22 protein-coding genes and 1 tRNA gene are annotated in these 20,936 nt (G+C 30.7%); 12 read left to right on the top strand and 11 right to left on the bottom strand.

The features are described 5' to 3' along the window. The first annotated feature begins 12 nt into the window (after window positions 1-12). Window positions 13-1,008, top strand: a complete 996-nt coding sequence (dusB, locus tag HSX10_RS07580) for a tRNA dihydrouridine synthase DusB (protein WP_173587605.1) — start codon at window positions 13-15, stop codon at window positions 1,006-1,008. A gap of 151 nt (window positions 1,009-1,159) precedes the next feature. Here the strand turns inward: dusB and HSX10_RS07575 are convergent, their stop codons facing one another. Genes HSX10_RS07575 through rbfA form a run of 3 tightly spaced genes read right to left on the bottom strand, consistent with a single transcriptional unit; the run spans window position 1,160 to window position 3,956 of the window. Next, the gene (locus HSX10_RS07575; RefSeq protein ID WP_173587604.1) at window positions 1,160-2,302 is read right to left on the bottom strand and encodes a T9SS type A sorting domain-containing protein; all 1,143 of its coding nucleotides are present in this window, start codon (window positions 2,300-2,302) and stop codon (window positions 1,160-1,162) included. A 52-nt stretch (window positions 2,303-2,354) separates the two neighbouring features. Further along, the gene (locus tag HSX10_RS07570; protein WP_173587603.1) at window positions 2,355-3,557 is read right to left on the bottom strand and encodes an ABC transporter permease; all 1,203 of its coding nucleotides are present in this window, start codon (window positions 3,555-3,557) and stop codon (window positions 2,355-2,357) included. Further along, window positions 3,558-3,956 carry a 30S ribosome-binding factor RbfA gene (gene rbfA / locus HSX10_RS07565; protein ID WP_173587602.1) on the bottom strand — a complete coding sequence of 133 codons (399 nt, stop codon included), beginning with the start codon at window positions 3,954-3,956 and terminating at the stop codon, window positions 3,558-3,560. It lies immediately after the preceding gene. A 117-nt stretch (window positions 3,957-4,073) separates the two neighbouring features. Here rbfA and mce point away from each other — a divergent pair, with 117 nt between their 5' ends. From mce to HSX10_RS07525, 8 genes are all read left to right on the top strand, one after another. After that, window positions 4,074-4,478: a methylmalonyl-CoA epimerase gene (gene mce / locus HSX10_RS07560; RefSeq protein WP_173587601.1), complete on the top strand. Its 405-nt coding sequence runs from the start codon at window positions 4,074-4,076 to the stop codon at window positions 4,476-4,478. Between the two features lie 80 nt (window positions 4,479-4,558). Beyond that, window positions 4,559-4,632, top strand: a tRNA-Ile gene (locus tag HSX10_RS07555). A gap of 109 nt (window positions 4,633-4,741) precedes the next feature. Then, on the top strand, window positions 4,742-5,596 hold the full coding sequence (locus HSX10_RS07550) for a hypothetical protein (RefSeq protein WP_173587600.1): 855 nt from the start codon (window positions 4,742-4,744) through the stop codon (window positions 5,594-5,596). A gap of 110 nt (window positions 5,597-5,706) precedes the next feature. Then, on the top strand, window positions 5,707-6,009 hold the full coding sequence (locus tag HSX10_RS07545; RefSeq protein WP_173587599.1) for a helix-turn-helix domain-containing protein: 303 nt from the start codon (window positions 5,707-5,709) through the stop codon (window positions 6,007-6,009). Beyond that, window positions 6,006-6,899, top strand: coding sequence for a hypothetical protein (locus tag HSX10_RS07540; protein WP_173587598.1), 894 nt, complete (start codon window positions 6,006-6,008; stop codon window positions 6,897-6,899). The genes HSX10_RS07545 and HSX10_RS07540 overlap by 4 nt, the downstream gene beginning before the upstream one ends. Before the next feature lie 69 nt (window positions 6,900-6,968). Continuing rightward, window positions 6,969-8,201, top strand: a complete 1,233-nt coding sequence (locus HSX10_RS07535; RefSeq protein WP_173587597.1) for a site-specific integrase — start codon at window positions 6,969-6,971, stop codon at window positions 8,199-8,201. Window positions 8,202-8,314: 113 nt separating this feature from the next. Next, window positions 8,315-9,178, top strand: coding sequence for an AAA family ATPase (locus HSX10_RS07530; RefSeq protein WP_173587596.1), 864 nt, complete (start codon window positions 8,315-8,317; stop codon window positions 9,176-9,178). Further along, complete coding sequence (locus tag HSX10_RS07525) at window positions 9,150-10,184, top strand: DUF3871 family protein (protein ID WP_173587595.1); 1,035 nt, start codon at window positions 9,150-9,152, stop codon at window positions 10,182-10,184. Before HSX10_RS07530 ends, HSX10_RS07525 begins: the two co-directional genes overlap by 29 nt. Window positions 10,185-10,223: 39 nt before the next feature. On the opposite strand, the gene HSX10_RS07520 is transcribed toward HSX10_RS07525, so the two are convergent. The 7 genes from HSX10_RS07520 to HSX10_RS07490 form a co-directional block, all read right to left on the bottom strand. Continuing rightward, a complete protein-coding gene (locus tag HSX10_RS07520) occupies window positions 10,224-11,318 on the bottom strand; it encodes an ImmA/IrrE family metallo-endopeptidase (RefSeq protein WP_173587594.1) in 1,095 nt (364 codons plus the stop codon). Between the two features lie 11 nt (window positions 11,319-11,329). Continuing rightward, a complete protein-coding gene (locus HSX10_RS07515) occupies window positions 11,330-11,662 on the bottom strand; it encodes a type II toxin-antitoxin system RelE/ParE family toxin (RefSeq protein ID WP_173587593.1) in 333 nt (110 codons plus the stop codon). Window positions 11,663-12,029: 367 nt separating this feature from the next. Beyond that, on the bottom strand, window positions 12,030-12,968 hold the full coding sequence (locus HSX10_RS07510; RefSeq protein WP_173587592.1) for a restriction endonuclease: 939 nt from the start codon (window positions 12,966-12,968) through the stop codon (window positions 12,030-12,032). A gap of 1 nt (window position 12,969) precedes the next feature. Next, window positions 12,970-15,651, bottom strand: a complete 2,682-nt coding sequence (locus HSX10_RS07505; RefSeq protein ID WP_173587591.1) for a DEAD/DEAH box helicase — start codon at window positions 15,649-15,651, stop codon at window positions 12,970-12,972. Between the two features lie 9 nt (window positions 15,652-15,660). After that, window positions 15,661-16,494 carry a hypothetical protein gene (locus HSX10_RS07500; protein WP_173587590.1) on the bottom strand — a complete coding sequence of 278 codons (834 nt, stop codon included), beginning with the start codon at window positions 16,492-16,494 and terminating at the stop codon, window positions 15,661-15,663. A gap of 7 nt (window positions 16,495-16,501) precedes the next feature. Beyond that, window positions 16,502-18,256, bottom strand: coding sequence for a site-specific DNA-methyltransferase (locus HSX10_RS07495; protein ID WP_173587589.1), 1,755 nt, complete (start codon window positions 18,254-18,256; stop codon window positions 16,502-16,504). A 4-nt stretch (window positions 18,257-18,260) separates the two neighbouring features. Further along, window positions 18,261-18,554, bottom strand: coding sequence for a helix-turn-helix domain-containing protein (locus HSX10_RS07490; protein WP_173587588.1), 294 nt, complete (start codon window positions 18,552-18,554; stop codon window positions 18,261-18,263). A gap of 284 nt (window positions 18,555-18,838) precedes the next feature. Here HSX10_RS07490 and HSX10_RS07485 point away from each other — a divergent pair, with 284 nt between their 5' ends. Beyond that, the gene (locus tag HSX10_RS07485; RefSeq protein ID WP_173587587.1) at window positions 18,839-19,234 is read left to right on the top strand and encodes a hypothetical protein; all 396 of its coding nucleotides are present in this window, start codon (window positions 18,839-18,841) and stop codon (window positions 19,232-19,234) included. Between the two features lie 382 nt (window positions 19,235-19,616). After that, on the top strand, window positions 19,617-20,054 hold the full coding sequence (locus HSX10_RS07480; protein ID WP_173587586.1) for a JAB domain-containing protein: 438 nt from the start codon (window positions 19,617-19,619) through the stop codon (window positions 20,052-20,054). Between the two features lie 147 nt (window positions 20,055-20,201). On the opposite strand, the gene HSX10_RS07475 is transcribed toward HSX10_RS07480, so the two are convergent. Continuing rightward, window positions 20,202-20,432: a helix-turn-helix domain-containing protein gene (locus tag HSX10_RS07475; RefSeq protein ID WP_114677285.1), complete on the bottom strand. Its 231-nt coding sequence runs from the start codon at window positions 20,430-20,432 to the stop codon at window positions 20,202-20,204. 109 nt (window positions 20,433-20,541) lie between these two features. Between HSX10_RS07475 and HSX10_RS07470 the strand changes: the two genes are divergently transcribed. Continuing rightward, window positions 20,542-20,913, top strand: a complete 372-nt coding sequence (locus tag HSX10_RS07470) for a hypothetical protein (protein WP_173587585.1) — start codon at window positions 20,542-20,544, stop codon at window positions 20,911-20,913. Window positions 20,914-20,936 lie beyond the last annotated feature (23 nt).

The raw sequence follows: 20,936 nt of genomic DNA, 5'->3' as shown, positions 1-20,936 counted from the left end.
AAATATATACTCTTGGTTAAAATAGGCGACATAGAATTACCTGACTTTCCATTGCTTTTAGCACCTATGGAAGATGTTAGCGATCCACCATTTAGAGCACTTTGCAAAGAGCAGGGCGCAGATGTAGTGTATACAGAGTTTGTAAGTAGTGAAGGTCTTATTCGTAATGCAGCAAAAAGCGTTATGAAATTAGATATTTATGAAAAAGAACGCCCTGTTGGTATTCAAATTTTTGGAGCCAATATGGAAAGTATGCTGCAAACTATTGATATTGTTGAAAAGTCGAATCCAGATATTATAGATATCAATTTTGGTTGTCCGGTTAAAAAAGTAGTATCAAAAGGAGCAGGAGCAGGTATTTTAAAAGATATCTGTTTAATGGAACAGTTGACTGCAGAAATGGTAAAGCGTACTAATTTACCTGTCACTGTAAAAACCAGACTAGGTTGGGATCATGATTCTATTAAAATAGTTGAGGTTGCAGAACGTTTGCAAGATGTAGGTTGTAAAGCAATTTCTATTCATGGTAGAACTAGGGCTCAAATGTATAAAGGTGAAGCTGATTGGAAACCGATTGCTGAGGTGAAGAATAACCCTCGTATGCATATTCCTGTATTTGGAAATGGAGATGTAGATACACCAGAAAAAGCGATGCTAATGCGAGATTCTTACGGGTTAGATGGCGCTATGATTGGTAGAGCATCTATAGGAAATCCATGGTTTTTTAAGCAGGTGAAGCACTTTTTTGAAACAGGTGAACACTTAGCTCCTATTTCGTTAGCAGAACGTATAGATGCCGCAAGACGTCATCTTCAAATGGCAATTGATTGGAAAGGAGAAACCTTAGGGGTTTTTGAAACCCGAAGACATTATACTAACTATTTTAAAGGAATTCCGCATTTTAAGGAATACCGAATGAAAATGGTAACAAGTGATGACTCTAAGGATGTTTTTGCTGCCTTTGATGAGGTTTTAGATAAGTTTTCTGATTATAAATTCACTTTATAAATTCTTCATATTTAACTAAAATGCTATTATTGATTTGTGCTTACTTTTATTTATTTTAAAAAGTATTGTATGCTAAATTGATTTAAAAAAATGGGCGCTATTTGATTAAAACCAAATAGCGCCCAAATAAGTTTATAAAAGAATAAGTTCTCTAATTTTTAATAAACTTGTATAAGTTTTTATCAATTAAAAGCATGTAAACGCCTTTTTTTAGATGACTTACATCTATACTATTATTTCCTATACTTAGTGTCAATGTTTTAATTTTTTGACCTAAAACAGAATAGATAGCTATTTGTGAAACAGTATTAGTGTTATTTATATTTAAAACACTCGAAGTAGGATTAGGGTAAATAATTACACTGTTTAATTCGTTGTCAGAACCGATAGATAATGTACTTTCCACAACTTCAAGAACTATATTATCTGTGTTATAAGTAATAGAAAACTCTTTATTAGTACCTAAATCAGGATATTCAATACTACTAAAAGTACCTGTTATAGCGTTGGCTTGTAAAATGGTATAAGTTGTTCCTATTGCTGGGTCGTAATCTTCTAGTAGATTAACCTTTAATTTACCACCAATTGTTGCTGTTTCATTAACGTTTACTAAATCAACTTCAGTGGTACTTTCAATTTCTGTTGTTAAAGTAGCACTACTAATTAAGCTTAAGTTAGCATCAAAATTATAAGTTCCAATACTATTACTATTGCTTCCTGGTATTAAATTTTTGGTGTTTACAAAATCTGAAGTATGTATATTATTATTCCCGTATAAACTACTGTTATTTATATAAGTCCCTGTGTTATTTAGAGTTCCATCGTTATAAAATAAAATACTAGTCATAGAAGTTTCATTGTTTAAAACTCCATCAGGATAAATATATGAAAAAGAATTAAGTGTTAGGGTTTCTTTATTTGTGTACTGTCCATATATTCTTAAAAATGAACTAGATAGGTGCGTTCCATTGTTTGTTGCTGTTCCATTAATTGTTAATGTGGATCTATTGTTTAGGTAACCATTAATAGTTAGTTCTCCGTTAATGGTTAAGGTAGACGATGTCTCTAACTCACCATTAATAGTTAGTTTTCCGTTAATAGTTCCGTATAGAAGAGAGACCTCACTATCAGTAGATATTATAGCTTCATCAGTCTCACTTATTATTATGCCAGGGTAATTTGGTGACCAATTGGTTTCTTCTGTCCAGTCCCCTATGCCCGTATAGGTATAAATTGTCTGCGCAGAAAGAGATTTAGAAAAAATTAAAATAGTTAAAAGTAAAAGTTGTTTCATGATTTTGATTTTTAAAATTTGGGGGTATTTGAAAAATAAGTTTATTTATTTTCTAACTTTTTATCAAACCTTGAGTAATTCTCTGAGAAGCAATTTTAGATGCGATAATACCTAAAGTAAAAATCGTAGCTAAAACAATAAGTACATTAAAGAAGTTAATACGAACAGGGTAAGGCAAGTCTGGAGTTAACATTACCAATTCAAAAGATAATTGTAATAAGACTACTACAAGGCCAATACTCACACCAATTAGTCCGCTAACAACAGTCATTAAACTTCCTTGTAGAAAGAAAATAGACTTAATCGTTTTGGTTTCTGTACCTAAATTAAATAAGGTGTTAAGTGATTTTTTCTTATCCAGAATCATCATAATAATAGCACCAATAACATTAAAAAGGGCAATGATAATTACTAAAGTAAATATGAGATAAACAGCAAGGTTTTCAGTATTCAACATTTTGAATAACGCATCATTTAATTGTGCTCTGTTTTTAATTACTATTTTATTTCCAAAGGTAGCTTTAAGCTGTGTTCTTATTTCTTCTTCTTTAGTGCCTGGTTTTAACTTAAGTTCAATAGCACTTAGTTGGTTGTCTTGATAGCTTAATAATTGCTTAGCAAGCGTAATATCTGAAAAAATGTAGTTATTATTAAGTTCTTCATTAATTTCAAATAAGCCAACATTATTTACATATACAGAATTATAATAGCCTTTAGCAGAACTCGCTTGGCCTTTCCCTGCTTTAGGAATATATAAGGATAAGGATTTTCGGAAATCTAAAATGCCAAAAGAGAGATTATTAGATATTCCCCAACCAGAAACGACCTCGTGACTACCGGGTTTAATCCAATACCCTTTTGTTACCATTGAATCAATATTAGTAACATTAAGGTAGTTTTTATCGACTCCTTTTAGAGTTGCAATAAGATTTTTGTTTTCAGATTTAATGATAATCCGTTCTTCAATAATCGCAGAATAGGCCGCAATACCTTCAATCTTTAAAAGAGAATTGATATCGTTTTCTGTCCATTTAAACGACTTACCTTCAGAAGGTAATACTTTTAAATCTGGATCTACAAAAGAGGAAAAGTTAAGACTATAATCTTTTAAGCCCGCAAAGACAGACAATACAATAAAGAGTGCTGCTGCTGCTATAACAACACCACCAGAAGCAATTAACGTCATTATATTAATAGCATTATTACTGCTTTTAGAAAACAGATAACGTTTTGCTATATATAAAGGGAAATTCACTTATGATTTTTTGCGCTTACCTAATAAATCTGGGTTCTCTAACGGATTGTCTTCACCTTTAAGAGAACGCTCAATACCATCAATATATTCTAAAGAATCGTCAATAAAAAATTCTAATTGTGGCATACGTCTCAATTGGTGACGTGTACGTTGCGCTAATTCGTGTCTAATAAGTGGTTTATTAGATTTAATTCCTTCTAATAAAGGCTCAGCTTCTTTATTCGGAAAAATACTAAGATACACCTTAGCCATAGAAAGATCTGTAGTAACATTTACTTTACTTACTGAGATAATAACACCTCGTAAACCCCCATCAGAAGCTGCTTTTTGTAAAACTTCTGCTAAATCTTGTTGGAGTATACCTCCTATTTTTTTCTGTCTCTGTGTAAATTCTTCCATAATAATCATTATAACTAATGATTTGCAAAAGTAGAGGTTATTTAAAGATAATCTTATTTTTGAATGTAAATTATTAATACGATTTCTGTTTTTAGCTGAAATTGTAATCCAATAAAGATGAAAAAAATAGAACATATAGGTATTGCAGTAAAAGACATTGAAAATTCTAACCATTTATTTAAAACCTTATTTGGTGAAGCTCATTATAAAATTGAAGATGTAGAAAGTGAAGGTGTAAAAACCTCATTTTTTAAGTGTGGACCTAATAAAATTGAATTATTGCAGGCAACAACAGAAGACAGTCCGATTGCTAAATTTATTGAGAAAAAAGGGGAGGGCATGCATCATATTGCTTTTGCTGTAGATGATATTGAAGCTGAAATAGAGCGCTTAACAAAAGAAGGCTTTACAATGATTCATAAACAACCAAAACGTGGAGCGGACAATAAATTAATCGCTTTTTTACACCCAAAATCAACCAATGGTGTACTAATTGAACTTTGCCAAGATATAAAGAGTTAAAAATTCTTTGTCAGTTTTAAAATATGTAGTAATATTGCAATCTCTTTTAAATAAGAGTAAAATTAACAGTAATGTTAATTGGTCCTATAGCTCAGTTGGTTAGAGCACCTGACTCATAATCAGGTGGTCCTTGGTTCGAGCCCAAGTGGGACCACTAGTAAACATAAGCCTTACAGAGATGTAAGGCTTTTTTTGTGGATTGAGGTCAAACATAGGTCAAACATTTCTCTTTTTGTAATCACGGTTTTTATTAGTTTTGATTTATGGAAAGTACAGCAGAATTCCCTTTAGCATTTTTTGATTGGTATTTAGAAAATGAAATACATAGAGACCTAAAAAAGTTTTACACAGATATTACTGAAGAATTGTATTTTAATAATACAGATGAAATAGATAATGTAAATCACATTATTAAAGTACTTAACATTCATCATGACGAAGTAGCATCAGAGTATATTACTTTTTCTTTTGAACATTCTTCTAAATCAAAGCTTAAGCAGGAAGTTAAAAGAGCTAAAGAGTTCATTGAGTTAGGCTTTCAGAAACGCTTTTCTGAAAAAAAAGAAGTTAGGGCTTATGCCGATTTTTTAAGAATAAAACTAAACAGTCTTTTTAGTAATAGTGCTTGTAAAGAATTTCCCTTTTTACTCTCGTATTTAGAGCAATTAGATAGCTTGATTGACCAGTATTCAAAACAATCTACAAACTATTCTTATACACCTTCCTTTGTGTTTATAGCAAAGACACCTGAAGAGCAATTATCTAAAATTAAAACTTTATATAAACAGCTTCATGAAAAACCATCAGTTATTTCTTGTTCACTAGAAGAGTTTATTAATGCCTTTACAGGAAAAGAAATAGACGAAGGTATTAATTGGCTAATTACAGGTAAGAATAAAAATTATGTTAGTAAGCCATCATTGCTTTACTTTTTAGACGAGCTTATAGATAAGAGATTTTTAAGTCGAAGTATCATAAACGACCTTTATAAATTCATTAGATATGTGTTTAGAGACCATAAAGGAAATGAATTAAAAAATCTAAAACAATCTAGAGAAGCTATGTCAGACAATCCGGCTTCTAAAGATAGAATTGACATCATTATTTCTTCACTATAAATATAGCTTTACCATACGGTCAAGGTATGGTAAACTAATGTAAGGTCTTCTTCGCAGTTTCTTTGTTTCAACAATAACAAGGATGTGCACATCCATAACAATTTAAAGTTATGGAATTTATCCAAAATGAAATTAAAGAAATTAAAGACCTTCTTTTAGCTCTAAACATACAGCAAAAAGAAATCCTAACTGTAGAAGATGCTACAGTGTATTTACAACTTTCAAAGTCTTGTTTGTTCAAGATGACGAGTAAAAAGGAAATTCCATTTTACAAACCTGGAGGTAAAAAAATCTATTTCAAGAAATCTGAACTTGATGAATGGATTTTTAATGGCAAAGTACTGTCTAATGATGAATTAGATACTGACGTTGAGGACTATTTAAGTAGAACCAGCAAAAATCTAGCATCATGATAGATTTTGTTAGACTTAACTTTAAGGACAAAGATAGAATTGAGCCCTTTGTTTGTAACAAAGATAATTTTGAGGAATTACTTACAGTTCTTGAATGTCATTCAGGTGAAATTAGATACCCATTTACTACTAATATTGGTAATATGGAAATTAGAATCAATGATAAGTATGCTTATGTAAAGAATTCAATTCATAAGTTAAATAACCAATTAAATGGTAAAGATGCTCACAATCATAATGACTTTAGGTATTCTGAACTTTGTAAAACTATAGACCATTTAGATAATAGGTTAACAGATTTAAAAAACACGCGTTTAACCCAGTTAGAATTTGGTTTAAATATAAAATTACCAGTGCCAGCAGAATGTATTATAAGACAAAATTTAATACTACATCAACTAAAAATACATAATCATAATGAGCAGTTTGGAGGTAAAGGAGAATACAAACAATTCAACCATTACAACTATTACTTTAAGATTTATGATAAGGCAAAACAATATGGCTTAGAAGAGCATATTATTAGGATTGAAATAAAGTACAAAAGTAACAAGAGCTTTCACCCAATGGGAGTCTTTAAACTTCACGATTTAAAATCTAAAAAGTGCTTACTGAATCTTTTCAACGATTTACTAAAACGGTTTGATGAACTCACCATAGTAGATAGTGTTATGGCTGATACCAAAATAACTAAAAAAGATAAAAGTCAATTAGAGTCTTACTTAAGCTACAACTATTGGGAAACACTTTCAGAGAGAGAAAACAGAAATCGTAAATCTAAAGAAAAATTAGAATTTCAAAGATTATTGGTTAAAAACGATTTACTAAAAACTAAGACCTTTTTAAGAGCAAGTTTAATCCAAAAGTTTAATGAATTACTAAATAGTTAACAAATAAAGTATTACACATTCCTTACTTACTATAACAGGAATATGTCACTTTTCTAAAACATAAATAAGATGGCAAGTATTAATATAACCCTTAGAAACAAACCGAATAAACAAAATGAATTACCAGTAATCCTAAGAATAGTCAAAGACAGAAAGTCTAAGCTAATTTCTTTAGGTATGATATGTAAAAAAGAGGATTGGGATACTAAAAAAAATGAGTTTAAAAAATCATGTCCAAATGCTTCACAGAGAAATAGAATTCTATTAAAGAAACAAGAAAAAGCACTACAAATAATATACGACTTTGCTTTAGATGACATTGACTTTACTTTAAATCAATTTGAAGCCAAGTTTAGGGGGCGTAAATCTTCCAGTGTAACTGTCTCAGAATTCTGGAAAGAAAAAATAAAAGATTTTATAAAAGCAGGAAGGATAGGTAATTCAAAACCATATAAAGACACTTATAACTCGTTTTTTAAATTTCATAAGAACAAAAACATTGTGTTTAGAGAAGTCACACCAGCTTTTCTAGATAAGTATGAAACCTTTTTAAGGGGTAATAATAATTCCAATGGAGGTATTGGTATAAAAATGAGAACTATTAGAGCTTTATATAACTATGCTATTAAAAGTGGAATTGTAGATGAAAAATACTATCCGTTTAAGATTTATAAAATTTCAAAGTTTAAAGCTAAAGGGGTTAAAAAAGCATTGATTAGAGATGAAATGAAGTTGATGGAAGCTATTGATACCCAGAAATATCCGCATTTGATTAACACTAAGAACTACTTGGTTTTTAGCTATTACATGGGAGGAATGAATTTTGTTGATATGATGAAATTGAAATGGGATAATATTCAAGGAGATAGGGTTCAATATATACGTTCTAAAACCAAAGGTAAGTTTACAGTTAAAATGTTAGAGCCTGTAAAGCAAATTATAGCTTATTACAAAGCTCAGAATAGACCAACAAAATATGTGTTTCCAATTTTACTAAAAGAAGACTTAACACCAATACAAATAGACAACAGGAAGCATAAAACATTAAGACGATTTAATAAGCAACTCAAAGAGATAGCTGAAATTCAAGGTTTGGAACAAAATGTAACATCTTATGTTATTAGACATAGCTTTGCTACTAACTTAAAGTTTGCAGGTATTTCAACTGATGTTATTGGAAAGTCTATGGGGCATGCTGATGTTAGTATAACACAAGCTTACCTTAAAGAGTTTAAAGATGACATTATTGATGACGCAATGTCAAAACTTTTAGAAGAACCCATATTACAATATGCATCTTAAAACTATATGAAAAGACTCTCAACACTGAGAGTCTTTTTCATTATGTACTGAATCTATTCAGGTTCAACTTAAAAATAATTCAAATTAATATTAACCTTCAAAAACATAAGATTATGCAATTAAGAAAATCAGAAAGACAACAAGCAAAAATTAAAATGGCTCTACAAGGTTCATCAGGTTCAGGCAAGAGCTTAAGCTCACTTTTATTGGCTAAAGGGCTAACTAATGACCAACTGGATAAAGTGGCTGTAATTGATACAGAAAATGGCTCAGCTGACCTTTATGCTCATTTAGGTAACTACAATGTATTGCCATTACAACCACCTTATACACCAGAGAAATTTATAGAAGCTATAACTGTTTGTGAAGAGGCAGGAATGGAAGTGATAGTGCTGGATTCCATCTCTCAAGTATGGGATGAGCTTTTAGATTACCATTCAAAACTACCAGGGAATTCTTTTGCTAATTGGAGTAAAGTTACACCTAGACAAAAAGCATTTATAAATAAGATTTTACAATGTGATGCACATGTTATAGCGACAATGAGAACAAAACAGGATTATGTGCTACAACAAAAAGATGGAAAGTATGTTCCTGAAAAAGTTGGTCTTAAAGCTGTACAAAGAGATGATGTGTCTTATGAATTTACTATAGTATTTGATATAGATATTAAGCACTTTGCAGTAGCAAGTAAAGATAGAACTAATCTGTTTTCAGGTAGACCAGAATTTATGATTAATACTTCTACAGGAAAACGCATTTTAGAATGGTGTACTTCACCTGTAAAAGAAGAAGATATAAAACAGAGAATAGAAGAGTGTTTATCTGTTAGTAAACTAATGGAATTATACAAAGAACACCCGAGTTTTCAGTTGCCTTTAAAAGCTTTGTATCAAGCTAAAAAAGATTTATTAGAAAAATTAGTTAACCCACAAAATTTTAGTCAAAATGGAAATAGTATCAGTAACAGAGCTTAACAAGCAACGTCAAGGAGTATTTAATAATCTTGAAGGTATTCCTGAAATTGTGCATCCTTTGCAAATACCTTCAAAAAATAAAGTATATCAGCATAACCCATTTATAGAGGCTAACACAAAAGAGGTTAGCCTTTCTACTTTAAAACATGAATGTATCATTCCTGTATTCAGTAAAGATAATGAGAAGACATTAGCGCATCAAGAGTTTATAGAAATAGCTCAAGACTGTATTGGTAAGGTGTTTTCACATCATACAATTGAAGTGCCAGAGGTTAGAGTTTCTCATCAAATTAAAGGCAGAACTGCTGATGCTATTTACAAGCCAGTAAAAGAGCTTTTAGAACATGAGAAAACACAGTACTTTGAAAGAATGGCATTTATCATTAGAATACCATCTATTACAGAAAACATAAATGGTCATGATGTATCATTAACTGTTGGAGGTGTTAGAGCTTACAATCAAGAAAACTTGTATAACAGAAAAACGTATGAGAAATTTAAGTTTTTTGTAGGTTTTCAAAATATGGTCTGTTGTAACCTATGTATTTCTACAGATGGGTATCAAGATGAAATGCGAGTAGGAAACTATTCTGAATTACAGTCTAAAATTATGGACTTAATAGAGGGGTATAGTGCACAATCCCATTTACAGGATATGAAGCAGCTATCACAGCATAATTTAACTGAACAGCAATTTGCTCAGCTTATAGGTAGAGCAAGGTTATATAACTTTTTACCAAAAGCGGAAAAGGCTCTAATTCCAGAATTAATGCTTAATGATGGACAGATTTCTACAGTAGCTAAAGACTATTATTTAGATGATAGCTTTTGTAGAAACGGAAATGGAGATATTAACCTTTGGAATGTATATAATCTCTTCACAGGAGCTAATAAGGGCTCTTACATAGATTCTTTTCTATCAAGAAATGTCAATGCCTTTGATTTTACTCAAGGTCTGGCAAATGCTATCAATGGTGATTCTAAACATCGTTGGTTTTTGAGTTGAGTGATGCACCCTGTTTAATTACAGGGTGTTTTTTTTATCTTATTTGACTGTGAAATCAATAGGTTTACATAAATGATTACCCAAACCAAAAGGGACTAGTTTTAAGTACTGTAGCCTCCCTATGATGACAGCAGGATGAGTTTTAAATTTATTTGCGTAAGCAACTACGTCTTTTTCAGTTAATCTTTGATTTTTTATTATTTCTTGTTCTTCAGCTTTGGTTAAAAGAATATTTGCAGAGAATTCATTTGCTTCATTTTCATAAACTTGGTTTTCACCATCATATTCAATATTCTCTATTGATATGTATTTTTTACCATGTAGTAAAATATGACCAATTTCATGGAAAAAAGTGAACCAAAAAATATCATTTCTTTTGTACCTACCACTTAATTGTACTAAAGGTGTATTGCCGAGCCATCTAGTAGAACCATGTATAGGAGCTTTAGGTAAGCAAGGTGTATGAACAACCTTAAGACCAATACTTTTACAAAGTTCTTGTATTTGGGCAAAGAAATCAATTGGCTGTATAGCCATTATTTTCTTTAGTTCTGGTAAAACCTTACTTAAGCCGTTTTTACTAAACTCAGTAACTACCATTTTTTTTGCTTGTATTTCACCTTGCCTTAACCAAGCTGCTATTGCTCCTGCATTTTCATTGTTTTTTAATGAAATTCTGAAATTAACTAAAAGTTTCTGATTGTAATAAAAGTCATGGTACCCTTTGGTATTAGAAACCTCGAAGTAATCATATAAATTAATAACTTTTGCTTCTTTTTTTAATGTCGGTTCAATCCAGCCTAATGAAGCCATCTTTGCATAGGGAAATTGTCTAGACCATTCTATTCCCTCTTCAATAGTCTTTTGATACTCTATTCTAGCAAAGTATTCATCATAATTTTTTTGTCTGTTAATCCAAAAGTGTGCAGGAATTTTCAAAACTTGTTCAAATAGAATAGCCATTTCAGGAGTTATACTACTCTTACCATTTAGTACATCTGATATTGTTTTCTCAGGCTTACCTGTTCTTACTGCAAACTCCTTTGCTCCCATTTTTTTTTCAGATAATATTTCTGACAAAGTAGTTCCTGGGTGTGAAACAGACTGCGGATAATATTCGTTAATTGTTGCCATTTTTTTTTTTGTTAGTGATAATCTTCAATTTCAATTACTTCAACCCCCTTTATCTCAATCCAAAGATATTGACCATTCTCGTTTTCAGGGATTGGGTCTTCATGGGGTTCAAAAATTAATCTATAAGGATGAACTAAATTACAAGCCCATTGTCCTTTTCTATTTCCAATTAATTCATGATACTTTCCTGGTAAATATCTAACATCTTCTAAGTTTTTGGCTGCTGTTAAGTCATCAAGTCTTTGCTTAAACAGTTCGGCTTCTCGCTTTCCTAATTTTCTTTCTGCTAAGCTATCATTGTTAGCATACTTTTTTAATTTGTTATTATCAAACGTAATCTTCATGCAAATATAGATTTTTTTGTTAACAGAAGGTGTTAATTAAAATTTAAATTTTGTTGATAACTCAATTTCAATAATTAAAGTTAATCGTTTACATCTTTCCTTTAGGGTAAATTTCAAGCTTGTTTTTAAGTAATCTTAATAATTCTGGGCAATTTAAGTATTGTATGAAATCTGTTTTAGTGAGTTGCATTATCTATAAAAAATATTTAATTGGGTTTGCAGCTCCCTTTTTCTTCGTGTGGGCTATTGACTTATTAGTGTAAAGGTTTCTAACATTGTCCTTTGCTATAGAGCCATTAAAACCCTATCTATTTTGTCTTTTAGCATTTGGAATATAAATAGAATACCATTCATTGTCAAACATAAATTACTCTTCAAAATAATCTAAATCAATTTTTTTGATAACGATAGTATTATCTTCTTGAACGCCTAAATTGTATTCTATGGCAAGTTTCGATAACTCTTGACCATTTATTAAAATGATTTTTTGTTGTTTACTGTCTTGGGCAGTTTTCATAGCACTATCTGAAAATTTGGATGTAGTTAAGAACACACCTTTATTTACTCCTTGAAGAGCCAATGAACCGATGAAGTTTCTTATGTCAGGAGAGCCTACAGTTCCTGTAGTGAATCGTTTTGCTTGTATATATACACTTTCTAGACCCAACCTGTCTTGGTAGATAATACCATCTATACCATTATCTCCTGTTCCTCCTGTAACTGTACCTGAATCTTCTCTAAACTCACCATACCCCATTTTTTGTAATAAGGATATTACAAAGCTTTCAAAATATCCAAACGTATTTTCTTTCAGCTTATCTAATACTTCTGTGGCTAACTGTTTATTTAGTTGAGTAACTGTGTTCGCTAAAATCTCTTCGGGAGTTTTACTAACAATATCTTTAGTTAAAGTGCTATCTACCAAGTCAGGCTGGTCTTGATTAAATGTGTCAGTCCATTCTTTATATTTAGGCATTTTTTTTAAATGCTTTATTCTTAAATCTGTTGGATTAGTTTTCAAGTAATCCTTACCAAAGTCTGTAACTTGATATATTCCTCTACTTGGATAATGAATTAACCCCGCATTTTTTAAATAGCTTCTTGTCCAACCTACACGATTTCTAAATAGCCCCATTTGACCACTAGGAACTTTAATCTTTAAGTGGTTTTGAGTCAAATTAAAATGACTAGAAAGTAATGTCATTACATCATTAAGCGATTTAGGTTGACCATCTGCTAATAATTTAAGCATAGGAAGCATTATTGTTTGAAAATCTGGTATTTGTGTTTTTAAATCTGCATTCATTTTATAATCCTTTTAATACTTCAATTACACTTCTAGCTGTATAAGTATTTTCAACCTGTTTAGATTCAAATACCATAAAGTATTTAAAGTTATCTCCTGCTTTTTCAGCCCAAGTCTTACCTAAAATATTTTTATTTCTACTATCATCATTATCATACACATCTCCTTTGGTTTCTAATAGTATGATGTTTCCTTTTTTTGTATAAAGGATAAAGTCTGGATAGTGGTTAGAACTAAACCCATTTAGAGCAAATCCTTTACCTCTTTCGAGGTTTCTATGCCAAAAGACTATGTTTTCAAGTGAAGCAACCTCCATAATCATTTTCTGTTCATAATTGTTCATACTAGCTTCCCTGTCATACAATGACTTGCTAATTGTGGTGCTAGGATTTAAAAATGATAAGCTTTTTGGGAATACAAAATTCTCCTTTACAATTATCTTGTTGCTATCAATAAGCTTTCTAAATCGTTCTTTAGCATAAGTATCAGTTAATTCGCTAATCTTGTCTTTAATCCTCTTAACATAGATGAAATCATTATCTACTATATCTCTAATTTGTTCTTTAGATAGGTTGTCAAAAACTCTATTAACATACTTTTGAAGTTCTTGCTGAGATATAGGTGTCATATCTCCAAGCTTGGATACTAGAATGCTACTAATCTGATTTACTTGTGATTCTTTAGGTTTAGAAAGAATAGTATCTACAAGAATATCCTTAGCTCTTTTACTTACTTTTTGAGCAGTAGCAGTCTTTTTCTGCTCATTAAAATCTACTGCGTATATCTCTTTAGAAATATCATCAAAAGTAACTTGTGTACTGTAATTAGATAGCTTAAAACCATCAAGTAAACTTACCTTATTTAAGTATTGGTCTTCAGAATTTAATTCTTCAAACAGGCTAACCTCACCAAGCTCTCCTTCTTCCACTTTTTTAAAGAATTGAGGTAATTTAATAGTAGTTGCAACTTCTTTAAATTGGGAGTCCAGTTTATAAACTTTAGGTGCAGTTTTCATAATATCTGTAAAAATAGAAGTGGTATCATCAATTTCAATATCATTTACTTTCTGTTCAAAAGTTTGTCCTTCAACTTTTGCCTTTTCTGTAATATAAGATACTAAAGTATTTTGCTTACTAATCGTGTTTAATGTAACTTCTTCCTCTGGATTAAACTCAACAGCTTCCACATCAAAATCTTCATCAGATTTAACATAGTCATCAGGTTTAGGTTCTTCTGAAAATAAGTTATCTGTAAGTATTTCATTTGGAGTTAATTCTTCTTCAGGTGCTTCTTCTGCATAATAATCATCTTTACTAAAACCAGATTCTTGTAAACCTTTAACAATACTATCTAAAGTTTCATTGAACTTTGCGGAAGCTGTTAAAACAAAAGACATATTTAATAATGCTTCTTTATGTTTAACGACATATGGTTGTCTTAAAACTCTACCTAAAATTTGCTCTACTTCCACAGGGGACGATTTGTCTGCCAATGATGCTAATATGTATGCATTTGGGCAATCCCAACCTTCCTTTAAAGCATTTACTGTAATGATATATTTAACAGGGCAGTCTTTAGCCATTAGGTCAATACCTTTTAGCTCATCAATGCCACTAGTTTTTATTTTTATTTGTTCTTCTGGAATCTTAATCTTTATTAACTGCTCTTTAATCTTCTGAAAAGTAGTGTTGTTCTTTCCTTTTATGTTAGATTGAGCTTGAAATAATACAATAGGTCTAATGTATTTCCCTGTTAGTTTTTCTTCTTCAATAGCTAAAAGTTCTAATTGCCTTTGTAGGTGTAGAGCACTAGTTATAACCTCTTCTTTTTTATGATGATTATAGACTACAACAGGAAGTTTGACCATGCTTTCCTTTTTAAGAGCCAATGCATTTACAAAAGAAATAATATTACTGTTTTCTTTTGGTGTAGCGGTTAAATCTAAAACTAAAGAAGGGTTTAGATTGTTCAGCATTTCAACACTTAAATCACTTTCGGCATTATGGCTTTCATCTACAATTACAATAGGGTTGAGGCTTCTTATAACATTAATTAAGGCAGTTTCATCTGTATCTGGTAATACACGTTCTTTATCTACAATAGTGTTTCTAAAAGACTCTAAAGCGCCATTTTCTTGAAACACTTTTCTATCCTCTTTTTTTCTAGAATTTATGCGTAAACTACTAAAATTGAACACAAAAATATTGAGCTGTTCTGTTACAGAAGTAGGATTGAAATTAGCACCTTGTAAGAGTTGGTCTTTTTCATACACTTCAACTCTGTTACCAAATAGGCTATTTAACTTTTCTCTATATGGGTGATTAGAGTCTGAAAGGTTTTTTACTGTTTGTTGTAATAAATTAGACCAAGGGACTAACCAAACAACTGCTTTTGCATTACCTTGATAAAAATGCTTGTTTAGAGTGTGTATAGCATTGCAAGCAATAAATGTTTTACCACCAGCAGTAGGTACTTTTATAGCTATATGTAATGCATTTGGCACATTATCTTTATAAGGTTTCATGCCTGTAAAAGAACCATCTAATTGTGGGGTATAGGGTATGCCTAACTTGTCTTCCCAATATTGATTAAATGCTTTTGCAGGTGTAGACTCTTTTTGTGTGTAAGACAAAAAATGCTCTAAATCTTTAATGACTTTATGTTGATATGGTTTTAATTCCATTTATTTGTATTACAAATTATTAGTTTTTTTATATGTATTTAATCTAAACAGTAAATCATTTATTTTTAATAGTCTTTTTCCAAGGTCGTTAATAGTATTAGAATTGTCTAATAAACTTCTTGTAGGATGTGCTATTTTATTTCTTAATTCATTAATACTACTGAAAGATTTCCAAACTTGTTTTGACAATAACAATTCATTGTGCAATCCATAACTTTTAATAATATTAAAAAAATCAACAAAAAAAAGATGCTCTGTAAGCATGTTTTCTAAACCTTGTTCTGCTAGGGTATTGTAGGTATTAAGTATCTGTGAGTATTTATTCCTCTTCTCTTTTGAACCTTCAGATTTTTCATTAAGCCATTTCAAAATTTCATCGTTGTTAAGATGAAAGTTGAGGAATATAGCTAACTCTCTTTCTAATTCACATACTAAACTAAATACATAAACTTGAACCTGTTTACAATTCAAGTTTCCAATAGTTATTAAGCCAGAAATCTCCTTATTAAAACTCAAGAAATAAAATGATTTTTTTTCTTTACAAAACTTATCAATTACAGTTTCAATTGTGGTATCTATGGGCAATACATCTTCATGAGAAATTAGCTCTTTTTCTATTTCTGTAAAATTATCTGGAGTTTTAGTTTTGTAGAATTCAGTGATAACACCATTATTTGGAATAATAGGTAAATGGTCTATCCTGTATTCAGACATTTTCTCCCTATGCTTGCCTCCATCATCTTCATCTTCAGTTATAGCAATCCATCTTTTTTTACTGATACCTACTGAAGCAGCTAGTATTTTTACTTTTCCTTCATCTTGAAAATAAATATCTTCTATCATAATTGTTCTAAAATCTAGTTATATCTCTAGGTATCTTTTTAAATACAATGTTATACTTATCCATGATGCTTTGGTCTAGCAAACAATTATCTGCATATATAATGTACTGACTAGCCTTGCTTTTAATAGACCTTAAAAAGCTTTCATCTAAAGTAGTGATACTATCTTTTTGGTAATAGAAATAATAAGCAGTATCATTTTTAGCTCCTAGCAGGTAACCTTCTTTAGGTTTTATAAAAGGGGCTTTAGCTTCACTATACCAAACATACTCTAGTATTTTATCTAACTCAATATCTTCGTTTAAAAAACCATTATCTAAAAACAAAGGTTCTCCTAACTCATAATATGTGAAATCCCCTCCTGTACCTTCAATAGCTTTAGAACCTTCTCCGTAACCATTTATAACTCGTTTTACCCTTTCTCCAGTAATAGTATTAGCATAGTCTTCCATTTCTACTAAAATGAATTTTCTGTTACCACCATTTTCTTTATTAAGATTTAGAACTGCGTGAGCAGTTGTACCTGAACCTGCAAAGGAATCTAGAACAATGGAATTGGGATGTGAGATTGACCTTATTATTTCCTCAATCAATTCATGTGATTTTGGATAATCAAACATTTTTTCTTTAAAAATATCTTTAAGTAAATTGGTTCCTTTAACAGTATAGAAATCCTTTTCTAACCATAGTGTTGGGATTTGACTTCCTTCAGTTTTATTATCACCAAATGCTAATGTCGGAGAATTGTTTTCAGTTCCTGTGACTTCTAATATTTTTGAATTAATTTTTTTTATAACTCCACTTGGCAAATATTGAATACTAAATTTATTTTTAGCCGTATTAGAACGATTCGGACTTATTTTTATATACCCTTTTTTCCAATCTGATTGAAGTCTTGATGATATTAATCTCCATACACAATTTTTTCCTTTACTTGTTACTGGCCATATAGCACAAGTACCTTCAGGTGCTTCATTATAATTATATATAAAAGACTTCTTATCTTTTGTATACTCTCCTGTATCTATTCTTTCCTGTAGAGATTTTCCGGTAGAATGTAATTTGCCATCCTTAAGGTTAACAAAAATTGGGTAAGTTTGATTAGGTCTTTGGATTTTATCAAATGTAGCTAAAGTTAGTCCTTCAAAAGGGCTTCTAGACTTCCCTCCAGAATGTTTTAGATTGTTCGGATTAAAATCTTTTGGAACTATATAAATCAAATATTCATGTTGATAATTAAAGCCTTTAGATGGTTTTCCTCCAGAAGTTTGTATTGTAATAGTAATAATTTGTCTAGTGGCAAAAATTTCTTTACACAGAATTGTCAAATTAGCTATTTCATGGTAGCCAATGCTTATTACTAGTCCACCATCCTTAGATAATAATTTACTTATCAATCTAAGTCTAGGGTACATCATGCATAACCATTTGTCGTGTCTCGATAAATCTTCTCCTTCCTTACCTACAATCTCACCTAACCATTTTTTAAATCTAGGGTGGCTTACATTATCATTATACTTCCATTCTTCATTACCAGTATTATAAGGAGGGTCAATATATACGCAATCAATTTTTCCTTCATATGCTGGTAATAAACTTTTTAAGGCTTCTAGATTATCTCCATGTATAATTTTATTCTGTGAAGTAGCATCGTTACTTTCTTTACCATTAGTAAAGGTGTATTGAGGTTCTAATGTTTTATAGGGTACATCTTGATGATGGTTAATTACTTTTTCTTTTCCTATCCAGTTTAATGTTGGCATACAGTTAGTTCTTTTCTTCTGTTTTAATTCTTTTTAAGGCTATTTTAATGGCGTCTATAGCTAAATCTTCTCCTTTTACATCTTCATATACTTTTTCGCTAAGCCATAACTTTAAAAGTTTACTATGTTCAATATCTAGTGCAATAGCCAATTTATCTATTTGCTCTCTAGTAGGTTTTCTATCTCCTTTTTCAATTTTACTTATTAAAGCCGTATCTGCATCTATCATAGAGGCTACTTCACGCAGTAATAGGTTTTTAGTTTCCCTTTTAGATTTTAGTAATTCTGAGAGTATCATTTGGTAGTCAAATTAGTTCTTGTCAAAGATTGTCTAAATCTAATTAGAAATTCTGTTATAAAAAATTTTTGAAAAATATATTTTTTGAATGCTTTGTGAGAGAGCCAGATACCTTGTGCAAAACCCCCACTAAGTTCTGGGGATAAAGATGCCCCTACCACTTTATACAGTAAAGAAGATTTTCTAGCAGAGTTAATAAATTCAAGGTGATAGTTGAGATTTATATGCTGTTGGTAATTGATTTTCTGTGTGTGGTATACTACAACTCAAAAACTTTTAGAAAAATGGTTAGAATCGTAAATTACAAAGAGAGACAGAAAGAGGATGGTACTTCATTCTTCGTTCTGGAACTGCAAGGAGGAATTGAAATGGTATTAAGCAAAGTTACAGGAAACTTTTATGCTACTGCTAAGAAAGCTTATATACCTTCAACATTTGATGAGCAGGTGTGTACTGGGCTTATTGGTACAGAAATGCCAGGAAGCATCATTAAAGAAGACTGTGAGCCTTTTGAATATGTTGTAAAGGAAACAGGAGAGGAAATTACATTATCCCACAGGTGGGTTTATGTTACAGAAAATGCTGTAAAACCAAAGCAAGAAACTTTTGTGCCTAAACATAATATTATAGCTAATTCTGATGTGTTTTCACAGAATGGTATTCTTGAGCATGCAGAGTAAAAATATAAGCCTAGTCTATGTAAATAGATTGGGCTTTGTTTTTTGAGTTTTAAAATACCCTTACAATATTGTGCTTGATTGCTCATACCTTCATAAATAAAAGATAGTATAACTGTAGCGAGTTTACTTTATTACTATAAGGATATATTATTAATCTTGAAGGTCAGTTGAAATACGCCTAATTGATTGAAATGTTAAAGTTCAAGTGTAAATTTCTTTAAGAATAGTAGAGTTAAAAATAAAAAATACCACTTGTGTCAAAGTACTATACTATTGTTTGACACAGATGGTAAATCATATTATGAAACTTTGTAGAAGACTTTCTAAGAAGTATTTGAGAAAGAAGCTTCTTTTTCTAAGGTATATAAAAAAAATAATTATCATGAAAATTTCAGAAATAAGTGTCTCATACTCAAATAACAGGAGTGATAGGCTAAAAATAAGTAATAGTAAGCAGTCTTATGATATTATAAGAGCTTGTTGGAGTGATTCTACTATAGAATTACAAGAGGAGTTTAAGATATTAATGATGAATAGGAGTAACCAGATTTTAGGTGTTTATCCGCTTTCTAAAGGAGGTGTTTCTGCTACTGTGGTAGATGCGAAATTAGTGTTTAGTGTTGCTCTTAAATGCAATGCTTCAAACATTATAATAGCACATAATCATCCTTCAGGAAACCTTCAGCCAAGTGAAGCAGATAAGAATTTAACACAAAAGCTAAAACAAGCAGGGCAGTATCTAGATATAGTGCTGTTAGACCACTTAATAGTAACTAAAGATGATTTTTATAGTTTTAGTGATAATGGATTGATAAAATAGTCCTCTTTTTTCCATTTCTATATATAGTGAATTGGAAAAAGTGGGACTTTTTGTCTTTTGTTTATGTATGAAAGAGTGTGTGAGTAGGCTTTTTAAGTAAAAAATTACTGTTTGTAAGCCCTATAGATTAATATTAATAGCTAAATCTTACTTTTTATCTTCAAGGTTTACAATATCACATAAAGTGATACCTAAATTATCAGCAATCCTTTTTAAGGTGTATAAAGTAGGGTTGGTTCCACCAGCTTCTAAACGACTAAAGTTAGATTTTTCAATATTACATTTGGCAGCAAGGTCTTGTTGAGCAATACCTTGCTCTTCTCTTAACATTTTAACTCGCTTTCCAATTGCTATTTGAAGTTGGTCTTTATCGTCCATTTTAAAACATACATTATCTAGTTGTCAAAAATGATAATTAAGTAAGCTGTTATGGTTATCATAAATGATAAAAAAAGTATGTTTGTTAAATAACTTTTAAAAAGGACTTATGAATTACTATTACATTTTATTGGCAATATCATTTATAATATTTGGGATACATAACTCAATTTCATCAAGAATTAAAGAAGGTGAGATTCTAGCTACTGGCTCTTTCCTGCCTAATTTGTTGTTAAGAGCAACACCTTGGATTGGCTATATTGTTTTAGCTATTAATTTGTATTACTCATTCTACTGGGGTTATAGTGTGTTGATATTTTTTGTAGGGTTATTAATAGTGCCAGCGATTACTATAAAAATTTTATCTCTTATTGTTCCTAGTAGTATACTTAAATATATAGTCAGCCCTTATCCAAAAACTATTATAACTTACATAACCCTATCTATTTTAATGATAGTTTTATTATTAATAAGTTTATAATGGAGAGCACTAAAAAAGGTAAA

The sequence above is a fragment of the Winogradskyella undariae genome, from assembly GCF_013285155.1.
Taxonomy (GTDB): Bacteria; Bacteroidota; Bacteroidia; order Flavobacteriales; family Flavobacteriaceae; genus Winogradskyella; species Winogradskyella undariae.
The sequence above is the reverse complement of the archived record's forward strand: the minus strand, read 5'-3'. Positions and strand labels throughout refer to the sequence as shown.

Excerpts from the sequence above, each read along its gene's own strand:
- HSX10_RS07475 (WP_114677285.1), bottom strand. The coding sequence starts at position 20,432 with ATGGACGATAAAGACCAACTTCAAATAGCAATTGGAAAGCGAGTTAAA.
- HSX10_RS07495 (WP_173587589.1), bottom strand. The coding sequence starts at position 18,256 with ATGCCAACATTAAACTGGATAGGAAAAGAAAAAGTAATTAACCATCAT.
- HSX10_RS07520 (WP_173587594.1), bottom strand. The coding sequence starts at position 11,318 with ATGGCAACAATTAACGAATATTATCCGCAGTCTGTTTCACACCCAGGA.
- HSX10_RS07540 (WP_173587598.1), top strand. The coding sequence starts at position 6,006 with ATGATAGATTTTGTTAGACTTAACTTTAAGGACAAAGATAGAATTGAG.
- HSX10_RS07545 (WP_173587599.1), top strand. The coding sequence starts at position 5,707 with ATGGAATTTATCCAAAATGAAATTAAAGAAATTAAAGACCTTCTTTTA.
- HSX10_RS07485 (WP_173587587.1), top strand. The coding sequence starts at position 18,839 with ATGGTTAGAATCGTAAATTACAAAGAGAGACAGAAAGAGGATGGTACT.
- HSX10_RS07510 (WP_173587592.1), bottom strand. The coding sequence starts at position 12,968 with ATGAATGCAGATTTAAAAACACAAATACCAGATTTTCAAACAATAATG.
- HSX10_RS07470 (WP_173587585.1), top strand. The coding sequence starts at position 20,542 with ATGAATTACTATTACATTTTATTGGCAATATCATTTATAATATTTGGG.
- HSX10_RS07550 (WP_173587600.1), top strand. The coding sequence starts at position 4,742 with ATGGAAAGTACAGCAGAATTCCCTTTAGCATTTTTTGATTGGTATTTA.
- HSX10_RS07490 (WP_173587588.1), bottom strand. The coding sequence starts at position 18,554 with ATGATACTCTCAGAATTACTAAAATCTAAAAGGGAAACTAAAAACCTA.
- mce (WP_173587601.1), top strand. The coding sequence starts at position 4,074 with ATGAAAAAAATAGAACATATAGGTATTGCAGTAAAAGACATTGAAAAT.
- HSX10_RS07505 (WP_173587591.1), bottom strand. The coding sequence starts at position 15,651 with ATGGAATTAAAACCATATCAACATAAAGTCATTAAAGATTTAGAGCAT.
- HSX10_RS07480 (WP_173587586.1), top strand. The coding sequence starts at position 19,617 with ATGAAAATTTCAGAAATAAGTGTCTCATACTCAAATAACAGGAGTGAT.
- HSX10_RS07530 (WP_173587596.1), top strand. The coding sequence starts at position 8,315 with ATGCAATTAAGAAAATCAGAAAGACAACAAGCAAAAATTAAAATGGCT.
- HSX10_RS07515 (WP_173587593.1), bottom strand. The coding sequence starts at position 11,662 with ATGAAGATTACGTTTGATAATAACAAATTAAAAAAGTATGCTAACAAT.
- rbfA (WP_173587602.1), bottom strand. The coding sequence starts at position 3,956 with ATGGAAGAATTTACACAGAGACAGAAAAAAATAGGAGGTATACTCCAA.
- HSX10_RS07525 (WP_173587595.1), top strand. The coding sequence starts at position 9,150 with ATGGAAATAGTATCAGTAACAGAGCTTAACAAGCAACGTCAAGGAGTA.
- HSX10_RS07535 (WP_173587597.1), top strand. The coding sequence starts at position 6,969 with ATGGCAAGTATTAATATAACCCTTAGAAACAAACCGAATAAACAAAAT.
- HSX10_RS07575 (WP_173587604.1), bottom strand. The coding sequence starts at position 2,302 with ATGAAACAACTTTTACTTTTAACTATTTTAATTTTTTCTAAATCTCTT.
- HSX10_RS07500 (WP_173587590.1), bottom strand. The coding sequence starts at position 16,494 with ATGATAGAAGATATTTATTTTCAAGATGAAGGAAAAGTAAAAATACTA.